The organism is Kribbella solani, from assembly GCF_014205295.1.
Taxonomy (GTDB): Bacteria; Actinomycetota; Actinomycetes; order Propionibacteriales; family Kribbellaceae; genus Kribbella; species Kribbella solani.
In genome coordinates this window covers 5,951,804-5,971,977 of record NZ_JACHNF010000001.1, presented here as the reverse complement: position 1 = coordinate 5,971,977, position 20,174 = coordinate 5,951,804, and the positions used below count along the sequence as shown (strand labels likewise).

The 20,174-nt window shown below is 68.6% G+C and carries 18 protein-coding genes; 8 read left to right on the top strand and 10 right to left on the bottom strand.

Translation table 11 applies throughout. The features are described 5' to 3' along the window. Nucleotides 1–227 precede the first annotated feature (227 nt). The 4 genes from HDA44_RS27505 to HDA44_RS27490 all read left to right on the top strand — a co-directional run bounded on the left by HDA44_RS27505 (nucleotide 228) and on the right by HDA44_RS27490 (nucleotide 4,239). Nucleotides 228–1,466 carry a hypothetical protein gene (locus tag HDA44_RS27505; protein WP_184839249.1) on the top strand — a complete coding sequence of 413 codons (1,239 nt, stop codon included), beginning with the start codon at nucleotides 228–230 and terminating at the stop codon, nucleotides 1,464–1,466. Continuing rightward, nucleotides 1,463–2,107, top strand: a complete 645-nt coding sequence (locus HDA44_RS27500; RefSeq protein ID WP_184839247.1) for a hypothetical protein — start codon at nucleotides 1,463–1,465, stop codon at nucleotides 2,105–2,107. The genes HDA44_RS27505 and HDA44_RS27500 overlap by 4 nt, the downstream gene beginning before the upstream one ends. Further along, entirely contained in the window at nucleotides 2,104–3,345 is a 1,242-nt protein-coding gene (locus HDA44_RS27495; RefSeq protein ID WP_184839245.1) for a hypothetical protein, read from the top strand. Before HDA44_RS27500 ends, HDA44_RS27495 begins: the two co-directional genes overlap by 4 nt. Before the next feature lie 123 nt (nucleotides 3,346–3,468). Further along, nucleotides 3,469–4,239 (top strand): DUF4097 family beta strand repeat-containing protein, encoded by a 771-nt coding sequence (locus HDA44_RS27490; protein WP_184844374.1) that lies wholly within the window; start codon nucleotides 3,469–3,471, stop codon nucleotides 4,237–4,239. A gap of 159 nt (nucleotides 4,240–4,398) precedes the next feature. On the opposite strand, the gene HDA44_RS27485 is transcribed toward HDA44_RS27490, so the two are convergent. The 10 genes from HDA44_RS27485 to paaN form a co-directional block, all read right to left on the bottom strand. Continuing rightward, complete coding sequence (locus tag HDA44_RS27485) at nucleotides 4,399–6,174, bottom strand: NHL domain-containing thioredoxin family protein (protein WP_184839243.1); 1,776 nt, start codon at nucleotides 6,172–6,174, stop codon at nucleotides 4,399–4,401. Between the two features lie 69 nt (nucleotides 6,175–6,243). Then, a complete protein-coding gene (locus HDA44_RS27480) occupies nucleotides 6,244–7,878 on the bottom strand; it encodes a hypothetical protein (protein WP_319038689.1) in 1,635 nt (544 codons plus the stop codon). Between the two features lie 154 nt (nucleotides 7,879–8,032). Further along, the gene (locus HDA44_RS27475) at nucleotides 8,033–8,938 is read right to left on the bottom strand and encodes a carbohydrate ABC transporter permease (RefSeq protein WP_184839241.1); all 906 of its coding nucleotides are present in this window, start codon (nucleotides 8,936–8,938) and stop codon (nucleotides 8,033–8,035) included. Continuing rightward, nucleotides 8,935–9,834 carry a carbohydrate ABC transporter permease gene (locus HDA44_RS27470; protein ID WP_184839239.1) on the bottom strand — a complete coding sequence of 300 codons (900 nt, stop codon included), beginning with the start codon at nucleotides 9,832–9,834 and terminating at the stop codon, nucleotides 8,935–8,937. Before HDA44_RS27470 ends, HDA44_RS27475 begins: the two co-directional genes overlap by 4 nt. Before the next feature lie 55 nt (nucleotides 9,835–9,889). After that, nucleotides 9,890–11,167: an ABC transporter substrate-binding protein gene (locus HDA44_RS27465; protein ID WP_184839237.1), complete on the bottom strand. Its 1,278-nt coding sequence runs from the start codon at nucleotides 11,165–11,167 to the stop codon at nucleotides 9,890–9,892. A 197-nt stretch (nucleotides 11,168–11,364) separates the two neighbouring features. After that, the gene (locus tag HDA44_RS27460) at nucleotides 11,365–11,883 is read right to left on the bottom strand and encodes a flavin reductase family protein (RefSeq protein ID WP_184839235.1); all 519 of its coding nucleotides are present in this window, start codon (nucleotides 11,881–11,883) and stop codon (nucleotides 11,365–11,367) included. Nucleotides 11,884–11,985: 102 nt separating this feature from the next. Continuing rightward, entirely contained in the window at nucleotides 11,986–13,353 is a 1,368-nt protein-coding gene (locus tag HDA44_RS27455; protein ID WP_337906481.1) for a serine hydrolase domain-containing protein, read from the bottom strand. Between the two features lie 66 nt (nucleotides 13,354–13,419). Next, the gene (locus HDA44_RS27450) at nucleotides 13,420–13,566 is read right to left on the bottom strand and encodes an LPXTG cell wall anchor domain-containing protein (RefSeq protein WP_184839232.1); all 147 of its coding nucleotides are present in this window, start codon (nucleotides 13,564–13,566) and stop codon (nucleotides 13,420–13,422) included. A gap of 40 nt (nucleotides 13,567–13,606) precedes the next feature. After that, on the bottom strand, nucleotides 13,607–14,692 hold the full coding sequence (locus HDA44_RS27445) for a glycosyltransferase (protein ID WP_184839230.1): 1,086 nt from the start codon (nucleotides 14,690–14,692) through the stop codon (nucleotides 13,607–13,609). Nucleotides 14,693–14,831: 139 nt separating this feature from the next. Next, complete coding sequence (gene paaN / locus HDA44_RS27440; protein WP_184839228.1) at nucleotides 14,832–16,505, bottom strand: phenylacetic acid degradation protein PaaN; 1,674 nt, start codon at nucleotides 16,503–16,505, stop codon at nucleotides 14,832–14,834. Nucleotides 16,506–16,529: 24 nt separating this feature from the next. On the opposite strand from paaN, the gene paaI reads away from it, so the two are divergent. The 4 genes from paaI to HDA44_RS27420 all read left to right on the top strand — a co-directional run bounded on the left by paaI (nucleotide 16,530) and on the right by HDA44_RS27420 (nucleotide 20,118). Then, nucleotides 16,530–16,970 (top strand): hydroxyphenylacetyl-CoA thioesterase PaaI, encoded by a 441-nt coding sequence (gene paaI, locus HDA44_RS27435; RefSeq protein WP_319041621.1) that lies wholly within the window; start codon nucleotides 16,530–16,532, stop codon nucleotides 16,968–16,970. Further along, nucleotides 16,967–18,169 (top strand): 3-oxoadipyl-CoA thiolase, encoded by a 1,203-nt coding sequence (gene pcaF / locus HDA44_RS27430; RefSeq protein WP_184839226.1) that lies wholly within the window; start codon nucleotides 16,967–16,969, stop codon nucleotides 18,167–18,169. Before paaI ends, pcaF begins: the two co-directional genes overlap by 4 nt. Nucleotides 18,170–18,195: 26 nt before the next feature. Beyond that, nucleotides 18,196–19,491 carry a phenylacetate--CoA ligase PaaK gene (gene paaK, locus HDA44_RS27425; RefSeq protein WP_184839224.1) on the top strand — a complete coding sequence of 432 codons (1,296 nt, stop codon included), beginning with the start codon at nucleotides 18,196–18,198 and terminating at the stop codon, nucleotides 19,489–19,491. A 105-nt stretch (nucleotides 19,492–19,596) separates the two neighbouring features. After that, nucleotides 19,597–20,118, top strand: a complete 522-nt coding sequence (locus HDA44_RS27420) for a DinB family protein (protein ID WP_184839222.1) — start codon at nucleotides 19,597–19,599, stop codon at nucleotides 20,116–20,118. Nucleotides 20,119–20,174: the final 56 nt, after the last annotated feature.

Sequence of the window (20,174 nt, the reverse complement as noted above, 5' to 3'; positions counted from 1 at the left end):
GGAGGCGTTCGGGCTCGGGTTCGGGGCAGATTGATCTGCCCCGGGTTGCCCCGCGATTTGCCCTGGTGCAACCCGGCGGGGATGTAGGAACGTTTCTGTTCTGCAGCACCGTGACCCTGGCTTGGTTTCCCCTGTCCGAGCCAGGGTCGCGCCCAATCCGGAACCGGACCCGGCGATCGCGCGTCCGTGTGAATGTGTCCAAGCCCGGTCGTCGTACGCTGTCCGCGATGCCCGTCCGTCTGCTCGCCGCCTTGTTCGCGGCCGTCGCCTTCCTGCCCGCACTCTCGGTACTTCCCGCGCACGCGGACACGCCCGAGCTGCCGGACCGGATCGCCGCGGCCTGGAAGACCGATCACGTCTCGGTCGACGAACGGCTGCGCCCGACGATGCCGGCTTCCGAACTGGCCCGCATCCGCGCCGCGGTGAAGAGCGCCGGCTTCCCCGTGTACGTCGCGCTCGTCCCGCAGTCGCCGTACCTCAGCAAGGGCGGTTACGACCTGCCCACGCTGCTGCATGCGCGGGTCGGCGTGCCCGGGGTGTACGTCATCGCGACCGTGTCCGAGCGCACCTGGTCCGTCGGCGGGACGCTGTACCGGCCGGCCGGGCTGCGTGGCCGCGACCTCTACAGCGTCAAGGCGCAGGACCCGCAGCGCTTGAAGGTGGTCTACGACCGCCCGGCCCCGCTGATCGTCCGGACCATCCAGCAGGCAGCCACGGCGTACGACGACCGGCCGCTGCCCGCCGTCCCGGCGACCGATCTGCGGCCGGACAGTGCCGAGCGTGGCCTGTCGGTCACGGACAAGGCGGACCGGGCCACGTTCATCGGGATGGGCGCCGGCGGTTTCGTCGGCCTCGTCCTGACGCTCGTCCTCGGTCTGCGGCGCCGGAGGGGAACGGTCAAGCGCGAGAAGAGCGTGGCCGCGCGGCCGGTAGACGTCCGGGACGTGCAGCTCAGGGCCGACCAGAAGATCCAGGCAGCCGAGGGCGCCCTGGCTCGGCTCGACCGGCGCGCCAAGAAGTCGACGCAGCAGCTCGACCGGCGCGACGACGCGTACCGGCGGCTGGACGCGGCGCGTACGCTCCGGGCCGACCAGCCGGAGGATCTCCTTGCCTGCGCCGGCGCGCTGGTGCTCGCCCGGCAGGCCGAGCGGGTGGCCAGCGGCGCCGCGCTGCAGCCGCCGTGCTTCTTCGATCCGACCCACAATCCCGGCACCGCCAAGGTCGGCTGGTCGGACGATGTCGAGGTGCCGGCCTGCCAGCAGTGCGCCTCCATCGTCGCCCGCGGCAACACCCCGCGCGGTCTGCGGGTGCCGACGAAGGCGGGGCTGTTCGGTCACGACACCAAGCAGGTGCCGTACTGGACGCTGGACCCGGAAGACAGCCCGATGGTCGCGACCGGCTTCGGCGCGCTGTCCGACGATCTGCCCGAACAGGTCGTCGCGAGCCGGAAGGACGAGGTCCGATGAGGCGCGTACTCCTGCTGCTGGTGGTCACGGTCTTCGCGCTCACCGGCACCGCCGCGGCGGCCACCCCGGCCGACCCGCGGATCACCGCCGCGATCGCGGCCTGGAAGACGAGCGGGCTGTACGTCGACCCGGACTTCGCTTCGGTTGCTGACAGCAACGAGACGCTCAAGGTGATCGCCGGCGCGAAGCTCCCGGTGTACGTCGCGGTGCTGCCGACCGGTGGATGGTTCCCGGAGAAGGACGACACCGAGCTGCTCGCCGGCCGGTTGGCCGCCGCGAACGGCAAGCCCGGCGTGTACGTGGTGATGGACGGCTACACCTCGCACGGTGTCGCGAACAATGTCGAGGCACGGGCGTACGGCAGTACGTACTCGACCAAGGATCAGCCGTTGAGCAGCCAGCTCCAGGCATACCTCGACACCGTGAAGCAGGACGCGCAATACCAGCCACGACCGGCCCGCTCGGAACCGATTCCGGAAGAGCCCGAGTCGTCGTACCCGGAGGAGAAGTTCACCGTGGGCAAGGCAGTCGCGAACGGCGGCGGCGGTGCCGTGCTCGGGCTGATGGGCGGCGGCATCCTCGGGGGCGTGGTGCTGCTGGTGGCGGCGATGACGTCCGGACGACGGGAAGGAAAAGCGTGAGGACCCGGTTTCTGCTCACCTGCCTGGCGGCAGCGCTGACGATGATGATCGCTGTCCCGGCACAGGCCGGCGGCACGGCGACGCCGGCTGATCGGGCGCGCGCGATCGCGACCGCGCTGAGCAAGGACGGGTTGTACATCGACCCGGCGTACCGGACGGCGCTGCCGCAGAAGCTGCGTGACGACGTCAAGGCCAAGGCGAAGGCCCTCGGGTACCCGACGTACACGATCATCCTGCCGCTGACGCCGAGCGACGAGTTCGAGGGCAAGGAGAGCAACGTCCTCACGCTCGTCGAGGACGCGCTCCGCAAGCCCGGCCTGTACGTCGTGGTCAACGGCGGCTCGCGCTTCCCGTGGTACGAGACCCGCGAGCTGCCGCAGGTCAGCGAGGAGAAGCTGCGGGCATCGCGGTCGCGGGCGCTCGACGACACGGGGTACGACGCCGGGCCGACCGAGGTGGTGGCCCGGATGTACGAGCTGCTGGCCGCGCCGGGCATCCCGAAGACCTCGACCCGTCCGCAGTCCAAGCCGCCGGCCCGGTACTCGGAGGAAGGCGGGCACGGCGGGATCGTCGCGCTGTCGATCGTCGGTGGACTGATCGTGCTGATCGGCCTCGGCCTGGTGATCGGGCGGATCCGGCGCGGGCCGGCGGCGGAGCGGGAGAAGGCGTTCCGGATTCCGCCGCACGTCGCGGCGACGGTCGCGTCCGAGCGGCGCCGCCGGCTGGAACGCGAAACCACCGCCGAGCTCACCACGCTCGGTTCGCAACTGGCCGCGTTGCCGAGCACCGACGGCCCTGGGCTGCGGCATCAGCAGGCCGCGCTCGACGACCACGCGGCCGCCGGGAAGGTACTCGATGCCTCCACCGACCTGGTCGATCTGGTCGGCGCGATGGTGCTGCTGGACAAGGGCCGCCGCGAGTACGACGCGGCGGTGGCGGCCGCGAGCGGCCGACCGGCACGGGTCGGACAGGAACTGTGTGCCTTCAACCCGCTGCACGGCCGGGCGTCCGGCAAGCCGACGCAGATCGCCGCCGACGGGTCGACAATGCCGGTCCCGTTGAAGCTGCCGCTGTGCACCGAGTGCCGGCAGGCCTTGAGGCGCGGCCAAGCGCCGGCTTCCCTGCCCGGCAACGACGGCCCGTACTGGTACGACGACTCACTCTGGGCCCGCACGTTCTACGGCACCACCGGCGACGACCTGGCCGAATCCGTCTCACGCGGCGAGCTCTCCAAGTGATCTGTCCGAGACGTCCCTGAGAACAGCTCAGGGGCGTCTCGGGGGATCTGCCTGATCCTGGCGAGGGCTGCTGCCACCTACTGTCGATGCGACAGCGTGGGTGGGCTCGAGAAGAGGCGGATGATGGCGGAGAACAAGCAGCTCGGTGTGGTTCTGCTGGTGGTAGCGGCCGGGCTGGGGTTCTGGCAGTTCGGGGACAGGGATTCCAGCGACACGAAGACGGTGAACGACAAGATCACGTCCGTACGGCTGACCGGCGGCCACTCCGATGTCAGCATCAAGGTGTCCGACGACGACAAGACCACCGTGCACGAGAAGCGCACGTACTGGTTCCGGAAGCACGGCGACGCGTACTCGGTGCAGGACGGCGTACTTGTTCTGAAGGGCGACTGCGGCTGGCAGTGCAGCGCGGACTTCGAGCTGACGGTCCCGCGCGGAACCAAGGTGGTCGGTCAGAACGGCAGCGGCGACCTGAAGCTGATCGGGGTCGGCGGGGTCGACGCGAAATCCCGGTCCGGCAATGTCGAGCTGCGCGATGTCCAGGGCGACGTGAACCTGGACGTCACGTCCGGCGATGTCTCCGCCACGAACGTGGCCGGCAAGTTCGCCGTGAAGGCGAGCTCCGGTGAGATCAGCGGCCGGGAGCTGAAGGGCGGCGCGGTCGACGTCGAGACCACGTCCGGCGACATCGAGCTACAGCTCACCGAAGCCAACGACGTACAGGTGCGGGGAACCAGCAGCGACATCGGGATCACCGTGCCGAGCAGCGACTACAAGGTCAGCACTGACACCCGGCACGGCGATGTCGAGAACCAGCTCGGCAGCACGCCCAACGGCAGCCACAGCATCTCGGCCACCACGACGTCGGGCGACATCGAGCTGCGTACCAATTGACTACTCCCGGAAGTCGCGGTGGTTCTCCAGCTGTCCCGCACCGCGAACGCCAGGACCGCCCCGACAACCATCAGAAAAATCCCCACACCGATGCTCATCAAAGCCTCCCTGTGAGTCGCTTACAACGCTACCTCTCTGTACCCGGGAGCCAAACGCCTACTACTTGGCACCCGAAAGGACGAGTTCGACTCTGGCAGGACCGTCGGCTGTGATCTGGACCGGTACGCCCCAGTCCTGCCGGTGCATGTGACACGCGGGGAACTCGGCTGCACCGGAATCACACGACGCCGCTTGCACGGCCACATGGAGTACGCCCGAGCCAGCGTGCGGATCGATCACCAACCGGCGTACCAGGTCCGTCGAATCGCCCGCGCCTTCGCTGAGCAGGCTGTCGGGGGTGGCGGAGACGAGCAGCCGGGTGGACGGGCCGTAGCGGTCGTCGAGCTTCTGCCCGGGCGGCGGCGTGAAGACCACCTCCAACGTGACTTCACCGGCGGCCAGCTCCATCGGCGGCCGCTGGGTACGCGTACTGAACTCGTCGGCCGTCGCGGACGCGCCGAGCGGTACGCGGGTGAGCCGATGCGCCGCCGATTCCACCACCAACAGCTCGTTGCCTACGACAACCGCACCGCTCGGTTCGGCCAGGCCGGTCGCCATCGTCTCGATCAGCTCGGTTCGCGGGTCGTACCGGCGGACGGCACCGTTGTACGTGTCGGCGACCGCGATCGAACCGTCGGGCAGTACCGTCACGCCGAGCGGGTGCTGGAGCAGCGCCTCACTCGCTTTCCCGTCTCGCAGACCGAAATCGAACAGCCCGGTACCAACGGCGGTGTGGACTTCGGAGTCTGTCCAGCGCAGCGCGGAGATCTCCGAGTCCGCCAGCCAAAGCCGGTCGCCGTCGGCCGCCAGTCCGCTGGTCTGCGCGAACCACGCCTCGCCGAGCGGACCGTCCTTCAGCCCTTCGTTGGTCGTCCCCGCGGCAATCTCGGTCACACCGGTCAGCGGCTCGTACGTCCACAGCTGGTGTACGCCGGCCATCGCGATCCACACCTTGCCGTTCCACCACGCGACATCCCACGGTGAACTGAGTACGTCGGTGCCGTCGCCGTCCATCCACTGCTTGCCCGTACCGACCAGGGTGCTGACCTGGCCGTCGGACAGCCGGAGTCCGCGGAGCGCATGGTTGACGGTGTCGGCGATTACGACGTCGTACCCGACCTTGGTCGCGAGGTCGGCGGGCAGCACGACCAAGCCGTTCGGCTCGGAGAAGGACGCCGTGCCGGGCGCGCCGTCGGCGAAACCACGCTCGCCGGTGCCGAACCGCCGGACCACGGTCGTCGCGTCCGCGGCCAGCTCGACGATGCTGTGATTACCGGCGTCCGCGACCAGGAACTCGTTGTCCGATGCAACGACCTTCGCCGGGTAACGCAGGTCGGTCGGCTCCGGCTCCGGCGCCACGTACGGCGACCGGCCCCGCGTCAACGTGCCGGCCTGCTCGTGCTGATCGATCAGCTCGCCGAGCAACGCATCCAGCGCGTGCTCGTGACCTTCGCCGGAGTACCGCGCGACGATGTACCCGTTCGGATCCACCAGTACGAGCGTCGGCCAGGCGCGGGCGGTGTAGTTCTGCCAGGTGATCAGCTCCGGATCGTCCAGCACCGGATGCGCCACCTCGTACCGCTCGACGGCGGCCCGGACCGCCGCCTCCTCGCCCTCATGCGCGAACTTCGGCGAATGGACGCCGACGATCACCAGCGCATCGCCGTACTTCTCCTCCAACGGCCGCAGCTCGTCCAGCACGTGCAGGCAGTTGATACAGCAGAACGTCCAGAAGTCCAGCAACAGGAACCGCCCGCGGAAGTCGGCGAGCGAAAGCTCCCGCCCCCCGGTGTTCAACCAGCCACGACCCCGCAACTCCGGCGCACGCACATGCATGCCACCCATTGTCCGCCGAGCCACAAGCGGCCCCGGCTCCGGGACCACAGCGCGGAATCAAGGCAGGGATCAGCGCGGCAGGATCAGGGTGTCGGTGAGGAGTTTCGCGGTTTTGCGCAGCGTCGCGGGCGAGGAGGACAGGTCGGTGGCCAGCGCGTACGGCGTCAGGGGCTCGCCCGGGCCGACCAGGCAGTGCCGGTGAGCGAGCAACCAGACGATGGCGCGTGGCCAGGTCGACAGCCGGGCCTTGGCCAGCAGATCCGGCGCGTCGCGGACCAGCCGTTCGGCAATGTCGAACGCGTCCGGCGCGTACGTGCTGCCGAGCGTCTCACCGGCCATCAGCCAAGCATGCGGAGCCAGCACCGACAGCGTGGCCGCCTGGTGGTTGTCCAGGCCGTCGAGATCGGGCTGCGGCGGTGAACCCAGCCCCGCCAGGGCTCGGTAAGCGTCTTCCAGATCGTTGCTGGCGTCATCGAGGAAGACCCGCTCACCGGGCTTCGACCCGACCGGGTCGATCATCGCGGCCGCTTCCAGCGCGGGTTGCCAGACGTCGACCGCGTCGACTGCTTCGTCGACCGCGTCGAGCGGCAGCTGGGTACGCTCGCCGGCGAACTCCAGCCAGGCCTTCACCACCACCGGGACCGCCCCGAAGTAGGTGCTGTCGGCAAGGACCTTGCGCGGCAACCAGTACGCCAGGAACAACTCGACCAGGACCGCGCTGACCCGGAGCGGGCCGCCGACGGTGTGGTCGACCGCGTGATCGATCCAGAGCCGGACGATGTCGGCGGCGTCATCGGGCAGCGCCACCGCGTACCGCGATTCGAGGAACTCCTCGACCAGTTGCTCCCGCTGACGCGGTGACAGCAACGGCCGGATCGGTGGCCGAACCGGGCGCTCCGGCAACTGGGTCAGCCGATTCACCAACAGGCCGGTGAAGAACTCGAAGTCCTCGCTGACCGGCGGATCGTCGTAGTCGCGGGTCTCGCCCAGCGCCTGCAGGATGATCCCGGCCGCGGTCGCCGGCCGGACGGTCCGGATCGTCACCCGGCCGCCGCGCTGGTACGCCTCCAGGACCCGGTCCACCGGCGGGCCGACGAAGACGTCCTTCACGATCGCGCCGAGGTTGTTGTCGATGAACACGACCACGGTGTGCGGGTGCTGCTCGTCGTCGTAGTCCAGCACGACGCTCAGCCCGTCACCGGTGATGTCCTCGGACACGATCGCGCTGGTCAGCCGGAAGCCGGCGATCCTGGTCACCCACTCGGGCACGGATTCCTGCGTACGCAACCGGGAGACATGCGCCCGTTGCAGCGGCAGCCGCCCGGCCGGACCGACGGTCCGCGCCAAGCTGGTCAGCAGTACGAAGGACTCCGGGTCGCGCCGCTCGCCGAGCACCCGCGCGGCGTCGGCCCAGAAGAACCGCTCCACCTCGCCGATCTCGTCCGGCCGACCGGCCGGCCAGAGCTGATCGGCCAGCATCGCGGCCGATCGCGCCACCGACGCCTCGGCAATCACCGGATGCAGCGCCACCGGCACCGCCGCCAGGTCGAGCGAGAGCGTTTCGAGCAGGGTCTCCAGGACGGCGACGCTCGGCGTGGTGTCGACCTCGACACCCGCCGTCGGTGCGTGCGGGGCGTCCGGTTCGGACCCGACGAGCCGCAAATGGCTCCGTCGTCCGTCCCGTCCACCAGGAGACTTGGTCACCTCCGTGAGATTACCGTCCGCCCACACTCCCCCGCAGTCCCCCGCGCGCGTCCTGTGGATAACCCCCGCTCCGCCCCTTCCCCAACTTTGAGAAGCCACCGCGCATCTCCTGGCTCGAGAAACGCGCGGTGGCTTCTCAAAGTGGGGTTGGGGGTCAGCCCTTGAGGGCGCCGGCCATCAGGCCGCCGATGAACCAGCGGCCGAGGAGGATGTAGACGAGCAGGGTCGGGAACGACGTGATCAGCGCCCCGGCCATACTCGCCGCGTAGTCGACCTTCTGACCGCCGGCCAGCGCCGCCAGGCCGAGCGTCACCGGGCCGTTGTCCTGCTGGGTGAGGAACAGCGCGAACAGGAAGTCGTTCCACACCGAGGTGAACTGCCAGATCAGTGTCACCACGAACCCTGACATCGAGATCGGCAGGATGATCCGGGCGTACGTCTGCACCAGTCCCGCACCGTCCACGCGGGCCGACTCGATGATCTCGTTCGGCACGATGGTCGCGTAGTAGTTACGGAAGATCAGCGTGCAGATCGGGATGCCGTAGATACAGTGCGCCAGGATCAGCGTCGGTACGCCCCGGGTGACGTCCAGCTCGGTGAAAGTCGTCCGCAGCGGCAGCATCACCGCCTGGTACGGGATGAACATCCCGAACAGGATGAACGCGAACACGATGTTCGCGCCCGGGAACCGCCACCGGGCCAGCACGAACCCGTTCACCGAGCCGATCATCGAGGAGATGATCGCGGCCGGGATCGCCAGCGACAGCGAGCGGATCATGTACGGCTGCAGTACGTCCCAGGCCTTACGCCAGGGCTCGACCGTCCAGGTCTGCGGCAACGACCACTGCCGGGCGGCGGTGGTGTCGGCGGAGTTCTTGAAGCTGGTGATCACCACGACGTACACCGGGATCAGCACGAACAACAAGAACAGCAGCAACAGGACGTACCGGACCGTCCGGCTGCGCCGGGTGGAGCCGTCCGCGATCACCCCACGCTTCTGGGGCTTCCGCCGAACGGCGGTCGCGGCCTCGCCGGTCGCCGCCGCAACGTCGACGCTCATTCCTCACTCTCCTGCCGGACGGTGTACGCGATGTACGGAATGACGAGGACCGCGACGACCGCGAGCAGCACGATCGCGATCGCGGCCGCCTTCGCCTGATCGCTGCGCAGCAAGGTGTTCCACATGTAGATCGCCGGCACCTCGGTACGGAACTGGTTCGGCCCGGTGATCGCGTAGATCAGGTCGAACAGCTTCAGCGACATGTGACCGAGGATGATCAGCGCGGACAAGGCGATCGGCGACAACTGCGGGAACAGTACGTGCCGGTACAGCTTGAACTCGGACGCGCCGTCCACCCGGGCCGCCTCGCGCAGCTCCGGCGGAATGCCCCGGAACCCGGCCAGGAACAGCGCCATGATGTACCCGGACAACTGCCAGATCGCCGGTAACGCGATCGACGCCATCGTCGTCCATCTACTTCCCGCGGTCCACCAGGGATTCTCCAGGAAGTTCAGATGCAGGATCTCGAACAGCCGGTTCAGGCCGCGCGCGTCGGCGCCCTGGGACGGGTTCAGCAGCCAGCCCCAGACCACGCCCGAGGCGATCATCGAGATCGCCATCGGGAACAGATAGATCGACCGGAAGATCGACTCGCCGGGTACGCCCTTCTCCAGCAGCAGCGCCCAGAGCAGGCCGAAGATCAGCGTGCCCACGATGAACGCCACCGTGAGCACGCCGAGGTTCTTCAGCGAGTTGAGGAACCGGTCCTCGCCGAACAGGTGCCCGTAGTTCTCGAACCCGACGTAGTCCGCCGGGCCCTTCCGGGCGGTGTGCCGGTTGGTCAGCGAGGTGTTGAAGGACCACGCGATCAGCCCGTACACGAAGTACCCGAGCAGCAGCACGGTCGGCAGCAGCACCAGGGCGCCGGGTCCCCAGGTGCGAATTCTTCCGTGCACGGTCAGCCCTCCGTGCCGCGGCCGGTCCGCGATCTCGAGCCGAAGCCGGTCCGCATCAGCTCGTCTTCATCGCGGCGCCGAGCGCGGTCTGCAGCTTGGCCACGTCCGGGCTACCGCTGAACTGGCTCATCGCGGACAGGATGTCGTTGTTCTGACCCAGCGTGCAGGCGGCACCGTGGGCGCAGGACGGGACGATCTTGTCCTTCTTCCAGTCGGCCATCGCGCTCTGCTGGTACTTCGGGTAGTCGGCCGGGTTGGCGTCCGAACGGGCCGGGATCGAACCCTTCTTGGTGTTGAACGCCTTCTGGCCCTCGGCCGAGCCGACGGTCTTCAGCCAGCACTTCGCGCCGTCCGGGTCCGCGCCGTTGGTCGGCAGCGTGAACGAGTCGGACAGGAACTGGAACGCCTCGGAGGTGCCCGGCGCCGGCCAGTACGTGTACGCGGTGTCCGGGACCTTGTCCGCGAGTTGCTGCGCCGCGACCCAGTCACCCATCAGCGTGTAGCCGGCCTTGCCCGTGTTCACGTAGCCGAGCGCGTCCGGCCAGTCGATCGCCTCACGGTCGGTGTTGGTGAAGGTGAGCAGCGTCTTGTACTTGTTCAGCGCCGCGGTCACGTCGCCACCGGCCCAGTCGGTCTTGCCGTCCCACAGGCCCTTGAACTTGTCCGGACCGAGCTCGGCGAGCAGTACCGCCTCGACCAGCATCTCCTGGGCGAAGCCCTTCGAGATCGCCAGCGGGGCAGCCACCCCGGCGGCTTTCAGCTTGGTCAGGTCCGCGATCCAGGCGTCCACGGAGGCCGGCGCCTTGGTGGCGTCGAGGCTTGCCTTCTTCAGCACTGTCGGGTTCGCCCAGACAACGTTGGCACGGTGCACGTTGGCGGGGATCGAGTAGATCTTGCCGTCCACGGTCAGGTTGTCGATCAGGTTCTGCGGGAACGCCTTGTCCAGCCCGTAGTCCTTGTACAGCTGGCTGACGTCGTCGACCTGACCGGCGTTGATGTAGTCCTTCAGCTCGGCCCCGGCGTGCGCCTGGAACGTCGACGGCGGCTTGCCGGCCTGCAGGTCGTTGGCCAGTACCTGCTTGGCGTTCGACCCGGCACCGCCGGCGACCGCGGAGTTCACGAACTTGTAGTCCTTGCACTCGGTGCCGAACACCGACACCAGGCCGTCCAGACCGGCCTTCTCACCGCCGTCGGCCCACCAGGTGAAGACGGTGACGTCCTTGCTCGCCGACGAGTCGCCACCGCTGCTGTTGTCGCTGTTCCCGCAGGCGCTCACCGCGAGAAGACCCGCCGCACCCACCAGCGCCAGGGTCTTGCTCAGACCACCACGCATGTTTCACTCTCCGATCAGTTGCGATGGAGCCGCCTGTGACAACGATGCCCCCTTGACCGCCCCCACTCTGTGACGGTCACTGCCGGGTGTCAACGTTCCGGGCAGGCGCGTTGCGCAGCCGTGACCACACGCACGGTGACGCTGTGAGAGCGCGCACATCCGGTGTTCGATCGGAGGCCGAAGCAACTACCGTGCGCTCAGATCGTCACGTAGCGTCCCCGCCGGTGCACCAGCGCGGGTACGTCGTCCGCGGCCAGCTCGACGTGGACGATCTCCAGCTGGACCTGCACCGCCCAGCCGACCTCGGGCGGGTCCGGGTCCACCAGCGTGCAGCCGGCCCAGGTGATCGCGCCGGCCGGCGCCGGGCCCCAGTCCGTATCGGTCCAGTCGATCAGCCGGAACGGGCCGCCCGGCGCCGGCGCGACGTACCCGAAGGCGTCGGCCAGCTGCCGGTGCGGCTCGCCGAGCAGCGCGACCACCGCGGTCCTTGCCTTCCGCAACGTTTCCCACAGGTCCGAGTCCGGGTCGATCAGCCCGAGCACGTACCCCGGCTCACCGTCCGCGACCAGCATCGACGACACCGTCAACCCGGCCCGCTCACCCTCGTGCGCGGTTGTCCACAGCCCGACCGGCGACGGCAGCCGCCCCCGGAACCGCCGCACCGGACTCCGCTCGTTCTCCGGCGGCAAAAAGGGGTGATCACCGTGGATGGTCATGCTGGCACGGTAGCTAACGACAGGAGGTCCTCGTCCCCCACGACCCTCGGCGAGGCTCAACAGCTCACCCCGAGCGGCCGGAACGAGCACTACCTCCTGTCGTTAGCGCACCGTCACCCGGTCGGGCAAGGCGAAGGTGGCGAGTGGGTGGAGGGAGAGGCCGCTGGAGCCGTGGACGGATTGGACGGTGCTGTCGGTGGCGAAGGTGAAGCGGTAGGACTCGCCGTAGGAGCTGTAGCCGTTGCTGCTGACGACGCGCAGGGTGTCGCCGTCCGCCTCCAGCCGCTCGGGCTCGTCGGCCGGGTTCCCGTCGGCAGGAGCGATCACGTACAGCCGGCCGCCGACCAGGACGATGTCGTTGACGCCCCACAGGTTCGCGTAGCGGCCGGTGAACCTGGCCAGGTCGGTCCCGTCAGCGCGCTCCTTCGACTCGGCCAGGTCGAGCAACCGGAAGAAGCCTTCGGCCAGCTGCGACGCCGGGCCGTCGATCGCGTTCGTCAGCACCGAAACGACAAGCCGCTGCTCAGGGTCGACGAGGGTGCGGGTGATGTGGCCCGGGTACCCGCCGCCGTGCCCGAACACCTCCCGTTCACCGACCTTCGTCATCGCCAGCCCCAGACCGTACCGGCCCTTCTCGTCGGTCCCGGTTGTCCACAGCGGATGCTGCATCTCGCGCTTCGACTTGTCCGTCAGCAGCCGGTCGTCGCCGGGCAGATGCGCGGAGAAGTACGTCACCAGGTCCCGCGCGTTGCCGAAGAAGCCGGTCGCGGAGGCCAGTGCCCGGGTGTCGACATGGTCGATCGGTACGCGCGTGTCGGCGTACGCGAGCGCGCTGTACCCGGCGGCGTACTCGGCCGCGCGCGCCGGATCGAGCTCCGGACCGAGCCCGGTCAGCCCGAGCTTGTCCACGATCGCGGTCTGGACGTACGTGTTGTACGGCGTACCGCTCGCCGCCTCGATCACCAGCCCGAGCAGGCCGTACCCGATGTTCGAGTACTTGAAGCGCTCGTTCTCGTCGATCACCGCCGACGACGCGTTCCGGAGTACGTCGAGCAGCTCCGCGCGATCCGGGAAGCTGGTCGTCAACTGCCACCAGTCCGCGGCCAGCCCGTCCCGGGTGATGCCGCCGGCATGGGCGAGCAGTTCGCGTACGGAACGCTCGCCGATCGGCGTACCGACGATCTCGGTGACGTGCTGCGACACCTTGTCGTCCAGCCGCAGCCGGCCCTGCTCGACGAGCTGGAAGACCGCGGTGCCGGTGAACGTCTTCGAGTGCGACGCGATCCGGAACAGGTGCTGGTCGGTGAGCGGTACGTCCTGCTCGACGTCGGCCGCGCCGTACGCCGCGGAGAACGCGATCGCGTCATCGGCGTACACCGCGACCTGCACGCCCGGCACCCGCTGGAACCGCTGGTTGAACGCCAGCCAGCTGTCGTAGTAGGCGAGTACTTCGGTCAGATTCTGGCTCACGGCTGTCTCCTGCACGGTTGGCGGATGGCGGATGCCTCACAAAATGGCTTCCGCATCAGGGTCCGCTCAACGGCGCTTCGGCAGCAACTTCAGTACCGCGAGTCCGGCGAACAGCAAGGCGAAACCCGCGACCATCAAGGCCAGGGTGTTGGTTGCCGCGCCGGTGGCGGCGAGGGTGGCTCCGGGCATGGTCATGCTGGTCTGTCCGTACATGGCTGATCCTTTGCTAACTGGTTTGGCTACCGGAACCCGGTCAGGAGACCGGGGCGGAAACGTGGTGCCAGCGGGCCTCGGCCCGCCGGATCGAGTCCCAGACGGAGCGCAGCAGCACTCCCTGCAGGAACAGGTCGTACGCCCACTCGACCACCATCACGGCGGCCAGGACGACGGCTCGGGTACCGCGGCGGCGGACCGTCACGATGCGTTCGGCAACGAAGATCAGGCCGACCACGAGCCACAGCGGCCTGAAGGTGTACCCGGCGCCGGCGGTGAGCACGGTGAGCAGCACGAAGCACCACATGGCGATCACGCCGATCCCCATCCCGAGCTGCTGGACGGCGTACGGGAGCGTGACCCGGTTGAGGCCGTACGCGCGCAGGTTCTCGATCGCTCCGCGCTGCCAGCGCAGGCGTTGCCGCCACAGGTCGCGCCAGGTCGGCATCACCTCGGTGACCACCCAGCAGTCGGCCGGCGACACGCAGCGGTAGCCGAGGGACTTGATCGCCAAGGTGATCTCGTTGTCCTCGGTCAGCGCGGTGGTGTCGTACACCCAGCCGGCCGGGCCCGGGAGCGTACGCCCGCGCGCCGCCGCGACGGCGGTCAGGACGTCGACGCGGTGCAAGGTCGCCGTCCCGGTCAGTACCATCGCGCGGCCGTGTTTGCGATCGATGTCCCGCGCGTACCGGGCGTACTCGTTGCGCTGCAGCTCACCCACCAGGCCATGACCCGGCTCGCCCCAGAAGATGCCGCCGACCGCACCGACCGTCTCGTCGGCCAGCTCGCGCAGCGCGGTTTCGACGAAGCCCGGTGCGAGGGCGCCGTCCGCGTCCATCACCAGGACACGGTCGTGCGGCGCCAGCAGCTCCAGCAGTACGGCGAGCGCCTGGTTGAGGCCGCCGGCCTTCTTGTGTGTATTGGCAACCGTCTCGAAGACCTCCGCGCCGGCGGCGCGCGCCACGTCGACCGTCCGGTCGGTGCAGTTGTCAGCGATCACGATGACTCGATCTGGCCGCCTGGTCTGCTGCCACAACGAGTCCAGTGCGGCCGGCAGCGCCGCTTCCTCGTTGTGGGCAGGCACCAGCGCCACTACTTGGGCATGACTGCCCGTCCCCAGTTCCACCCCAGTCCCCCGTGCTCAGCTAATCAGACACTCAACTAACCGAGAGTATCGGAGCTCAAATCCAGGAACGCAAGATGTGGCGCTAAGTTACTTTTTTACGTCAAACTCACTTTTAGTGCATGAAGGCTCGGCGCATACGTCACTCAACGTGACGGCGAGATTGCAGTACCCGGAACCGGCTCGCGACGTACGCGCCGTCGGTGTACGTCGCGTTCGCGGCCGGGTTCGCGCCGGTGCCGTGGAAGTCGCTGAACGCGGCGGACTGGTTCACGAAGACCTGGCCGGTGAGGTTCTCCGACAGCGCCACCCCGGCGTCGAGCGCGGCCTCGCGGGTCTGTTCGAGCACCTTCTCGTCGGTCGAGTAGATCCCGGCCGTCATCGCGCCGTCATCGGTCACGGTCTTCCGGAACAGGTCGATCGACTGGGCGGTGTCCGCGGTCCTGACCAGGAAGGACACCGGACCGAAGCACTCCCGCCCGTACACCGACGCGTCGTCGGCGTCGAGCGCGACCAGGAGCGGCGTCCGGACCAGCGCTTCCGGGTACGCCGGGTGCTGGATCGCCCGTGACTCGAGCACTACGTCGCCGTACTCCGGGGCCAGCTCCAGGCGGCTGATCACGGCCTGGTTGACGATGCCGCCGAGGATCTCGACCGCGCGGGCGTCGTCGCCGAGCAGCTTGCCGATCGCGGTCGCGAGGCCGGCCCCGACCTCCTCGAACGTCTTGTGTCCGTCGTCGGTCTCGATGCCGCCGGCCGGGACGAACAGGTTCTGGGTGGTGGTGCACATCTGGCCCGAGTACAGCGAGAGCGTGAAGGCGAGGTTCCCGCAGAGCGCCTTGAACGAGTCGGTCGAGTCGACGATGACCGCGTTCACGCCGGCCTTCTCGGTGAAGACGGTGGCCTGCGTCGCGTTCTGCTCCAGCCACTCGCCGAACTCGCTGCCGCCGGTGAAGTCGATCAGCTTCACCTCGGGCCGGGTCGCGAGCGGCTTCGCCAGACCGTCGCCGGCGCGTTCGGCGGCCAGGGTGACCAGGTTCGGGTCCAGGCCGGCCTCGGCGAGCACCTCGCGGCAGACGTCGACAGTGATCGCCAGCGGCAGGACCGCGAGCGGGTGCGGCTTCACCACTACCGCGTTGCCGGTGACCAGGGACGCGAACAGGCCGGGCCAGGAGTTCCAGGTCGGGAAGGTGTTGCAGCCGATCACCAGCGCGACCCCACGACCGGCGACGGTGAACGTCTTCTCCATCCGGATCGGATCGCCCTTGGCCGGCTTCTCCCACGCCGCGGTCGCCGGATAGCGGTGCATTTCCTCGTACGCGTACGCGACTGCTTCGAGGGCGCGATCCAGCGCGTGCGCGCCACCGGCCTGGAAGGCCATCACGAACGCCTGCCCACTGGTGTGCTGGACCGCGTTGGCCAGCTCGAACACCCGCTTGTGCAGCCGATCCAGGATCTCGAGTACGACCCCGGCGCGGCCGTCGATGCCGGCTCGACGCCAATCCACCAGACCGTGCCGCGCCGCGGCGAGCAGCTCGTCCAGACCGTCCTCGACCACGCGCGGGTACGCGACGTCCATTTCGATCCCGTACGGCGACTGCTCGGAGACGACCGTGCCACGCGCACCGGGGATGTCCAGGGCGTACTCGGTGCCGAGATGTGCTTCGAACGCGGACTTCCCGTCCGCCGCGGCGTTCTCGCCGTACACCCGCGGGCTCGGCGACTCGGGGAACGCGGAGTGGTACCCGCGGTTGCGGATCGCCGTCAGCGCGCCGTCCAGGCGATCCCGGTGGGAGGAGAGCAGGTCGGTCGTCATGCCTGCGATGTTACAGTCGTTGACGTGGCTGGGACCAGAGTGTCACATGAGCTGGCGGCCCGGGTTGCCGCGGCGATGTGGGCGGAGGACACCGCAAGCGCCGGCCTCGGGATGCGGCTGCTCGACGTCGGCGTCGGCACCGCGCGGCTGGAACTGACCGTGCGCGACGACATGGTCAACGGGCACGGAATCGCGCATGGTGGATTCGTGTTCAGTCTGGCCGACTCGGCGTTCGCGTTCGCCTGCAACTCGCGCAACCAGGTGACGGTGGCGCAGGCCTGCGACATCGTCTTCGTCGCGCCCGCGCACCGCGGTGACGTCCTGGTGGCCACCGCGTCCGAACGCACCACCTTCGGCCGGAACGCGATCTACGACGTCACGGTGACGCGTGGCGACGAGGTGATCGCCGAGTTCCGCGGCCGCAGCAGGCAGTTGTCAGGCACCATCCTTCCGGAGGAGACATGAGGCGCGAGGCATTCCTGGTCGACGGAGTCCGGACGCCGATCGGGCGGTACGGCGGCGCGCTGGCGGCCGTCCGCCCCGACGACCTCGCGGCGCACGCGATCTCGTCGTTGCTGAACCGGACCGCGTTCGACCCCGACCGGATCGACGACGTGATCCTTGGTTGCGCCAACCAAGCCGGTGAGGACAACCGGAACGTCGCGCGGATGGCCGTACTGCTCTCCGGGTTGCCGGACTCGGTTCCCGGTACGACCATCAACCGGCTGTGTGGCTCCGGTCTGGACGCGGTCGCGGCCGCGGCCCGATCGATCATTGCCGGGGACAACGACATCGTGCTGGCCGGTGGCGTCGAATCGATGTCGCGGGCACCTTTTGTGATGCCGAAGGCAACTACCGCGTACTCGCGGCAGGCGGAGGTCTTCGACACCACGATCGGGTGGCGATTCGTCAACCCGGCGCTGAAGGCACAGTACGGGATCGACTCGATGCCCGAGACGGCCGAGAACGTCGCCGCCGACTTCGGCATCTCGCGCGCGGATCAGGACCTGTTCGCGTTGCGATCGCAGCAGCGGGCGGCGAAGGCGCAGGCGAACGGGCGGCTCGCCGAAGAGATCGTCGCGGTCGACGTACCCGGGAAGCGTGGCGCGGTGACCGTTGTGGATGTGGACGAACATCCACGTGAGACGTCGCTCGAAGCCCTTGCCGGGCTGAAGACCCCGTTCCGCTCACCCGGTACCGTGACGGCCGGGAACGCGTCCGGCGTGAACGACGGCGCGGCCGCGGTGCTGGTGATGAGCGGCGAAGCCGTCGAGCGGTACGGCGCGACGCCGCTGGCCCGCATCGTCGGCACGGCGGCCGCCGGCGTGCCGCCCCGGATCATGGGAATCGGACCGGCGCCGGCAACGCGCAAGCTGCTCGGCCGGACCGGTGTCGCCCTCTCCGAGGTCGACGTGATCGAGCTGAACGAGGCGTTCGCGGCGCAGTCGCTGGCCGTACTGCGCGAACTCGGCCTGCCCGACGAGGCCGAACACGTGAACCCGAACGGCGGCGCGATCGCCCTCGGTCATCCACTCGGGATGTCCGGCGCGCGGCTCGCGCTCACCGCCGCGCTGGAGCTGCGGCACCGCGACGCCCAGTACGCGCTGGCCACCATGTGCATCGGCGTCGGCCAGGGCATCGCGACGCTGTTCGCCCGTCCTTAGACGCCCTCTTGGTACGAGGAGATTCCATGCTCGGTGAGGCTTGCCCGACGGAGTTGCAAGACGCCGGCGAACGGCTGTCCGTCGACGAACTCCGGTCCCGTCAGCTGTCGTTGCTGCAGGCAACCGTACGCCGGGCGTACGCGAACGTACCGCACTACCGGGCCGCCCTCGACGCGATCGGGTTCGCCCCGGACGAGCTACGCGAGCTGTCCGACCTTCGGCGACTGCCGTTCACCACGAAGAAGGAGCTGCGGGACAACTATCCGTTCGGGATGTTCGCCGTACCGCGGACCGAGGTGGCGCGGGTGCATGCATCGTCCGGGACGACCGGGCGGCCGACCGTTGTCGGGTACACGCAACGCGATCTGGACAACTGGGCCGACCTGATGGCACGGTCGATCCGGGCCGCCGGTGGACGCGCCGGTGACGTCTGCCATGTTGCCTACGGCTACGGTCTGTTCACCGGTGGGCTGGGCGCGCATTACGGCGCGGAGCGGCTCGGTTGCACGGTCGTACCGGTGTCCGGCGGGATGACCGAGCGCCAGGTGGACCTGATCCGGGACTTCGGCGCGCGGATCATCATGGTCACCCCGTCGTACTTCCTCGCGATCGTGGACGAGATGGAACGCCGCGGCCTGGACCCTCGGGACACCGCGCTGCGGATCGGGATCTTCGGCGCGGAACCGTGGACCGAGCAGCTGCGGACGGAGGTCGAGGAGCGGAGCGGAATCCACGCGGTCGACATCTACGGCCTGTCCGAGGTGATGGGTCCGGGAGTGGCGCAGGAGTGCGTCGAAACCAAGGACGGCCTGCACATCTGGGAGGACCACTTCTACCCGGAGATCATCGATCCCGTCACGGGTGAGGTACTGCCCGACGGTGCCGAGGGTGAGCTCGTCTTCACCACGCTGACCAAAGAGGCCTTCCCGGTCCTCCGCTACCGCACCCGCGACCTGACCCGCCTCCTCCCCGGCACCGCCCGGCCCGGCCACCGCCGCATGCAAAAGATCACCGGCCGCACCGACGACATGATGATCGTCCGCGGCGTCAACGTCTTCCCCACCCAAATAGAAGAACAGATCCTCCTGATCGAGGGTCTCACCCCGCACTACCTCTGCATCCTCACCCGCCCGAACCGCCTGGACGAACTGACCGTCCAGGTAGAAGCCACCCCCGGCCTCACCGATCCCCGGACCGCCGCCGCTCAGCTGATCCACCGCGTCAAGGAACGCGTCGGCGTCACGATCTCCGTGGAAATCGTGACGCCGCACGCCCTCGAACGCTCGCTCGGCAAAGCCAAGCGCATCAAGGACAACCGCTAGCCGTCAGCACCCGTTGTAGGTGTGACGCGTTCACCGCCCGAAATTGGCTGGTTGGGTGCGTACGGTGGTCGGTACGGTGCTGTTCCCCCACTGCGAAGAGGTGCAATGACCGAAGTACAACGTCCGGCTCTGACGGCCGGTGAGCGCGATCAGTTGATCGGATGGCTCGACCTGCAACGCTCGTTCGTCCGGATGAAGTGTCTGGGACTGAGCGCGGAAGATGCCCACCGCAAGGTGGTCCCGACCTCACCACTGATGACCCCGGCCGGGCTGGTCGCCCACCTGCGCTGGGTCGAGTACTCGTGGTTCCAGCAGGGTGTGGCGGGTGTGCCCGACACCGGCCAGACGCCGTGGGTCGAAGGCGGGCATGTCGACGCCGAGATGTTCGTCGACGACGTGCCGCTGGACCAGCTGCTGGACGAGTACGACGCGGAGTGCCGGCAGTCCAACGCGACGATCGCGGACCTGCCGCTGGAACACGTCGAGCTGGGCCAGCCGGCCGAGAAGGCGGCATCGCTGCGGTATGTGCTGTGCCACATGATCGAGGAGACCGCGCGGCACGTCGGCCACCTGGACATCATCCGCGAACTGCTGGACGGCAGCACCGGGTACACCAAACCGGACTGACGGCCGCGCCCCGGCCGGACTGAGGTACCACCCGCACCGAGGGGTGGATAGGATGT

Excerpts from the sequence above, each read along its gene's own strand:
- HDA44_RS27505 (WP_184839249.1), top strand. The coding sequence starts at position 228 with ATGCCCGTCCGTCTGCTCGCCGCCTTGTTCGCGGCCGTCGCCTTCCTG.
- HDA44_RS27500 (WP_184839247.1), top strand. The coding sequence starts at position 1,463 with ATGAGGCGCGTACTCCTGCTGCTGGTGGTCACGGTCTTCGCGCTCACC.
- HDA44_RS27490 (WP_184844374.1), top strand. The coding sequence starts at position 3,469 with ATGGCGGAGAACAAGCAGCTCGGTGTGGTTCTGCTGGTGGTAGCGGCC.
- HDA44_RS27485 (WP_184839243.1), bottom strand. The coding sequence starts at position 6,174 with ATGCATGTGCGTGCGCCGGAGTTGCGGGGTCGTGGCTGGTTGAACACC.
- HDA44_RS27475 (WP_184839241.1), bottom strand. The coding sequence starts at position 8,938 with ATGAGCGTCGACGTTGCGGCGGCGACCGGCGAGGCCGCGACCGCCGTT.
- HDA44_RS27465 (WP_184839237.1), bottom strand. The coding sequence starts at position 11,167 with ATGCGTGGTGGTCTGAGCAAGACCCTGGCGCTGGTGGGTGCGGCGGGT.
- HDA44_RS27460 (WP_184839235.1), bottom strand. The coding sequence starts at position 11,883 with ATGACCATCCACGGTGATCACCCCTTTTTGCCGCCGGAGAACGAGCGG.
- HDA44_RS27450 (WP_184839232.1), bottom strand. The coding sequence starts at position 13,566 with ATGTACGGACAGACCAGCATGACCATGCCCGGAGCCACCCTCGCCGCC.
- paaN (WP_184839228.1), bottom strand. The coding sequence starts at position 16,505 with ATGACGACCGACCTGCTCTCCTCCCACCGGGATCGCCTGGACGGCGCG.
- pcaF (WP_184839226.1), top strand. The coding sequence starts at position 16,967 with ATGAGGCGCGAGGCATTCCTGGTCGACGGAGTCCGGACGCCGATCGGG.
- paaK (WP_184839224.1), top strand. The coding sequence starts at position 18,196 with ATGCTCGGTGAGGCTTGCCCGACGGAGTTGCAAGACGCCGGCGAACGG.
- HDA44_RS27420 (WP_184839222.1), top strand. The coding sequence starts at position 19,597 with ATGACCGAAGTACAACGTCCGGCTCTGACGGCCGGTGAGCGCGATCAG.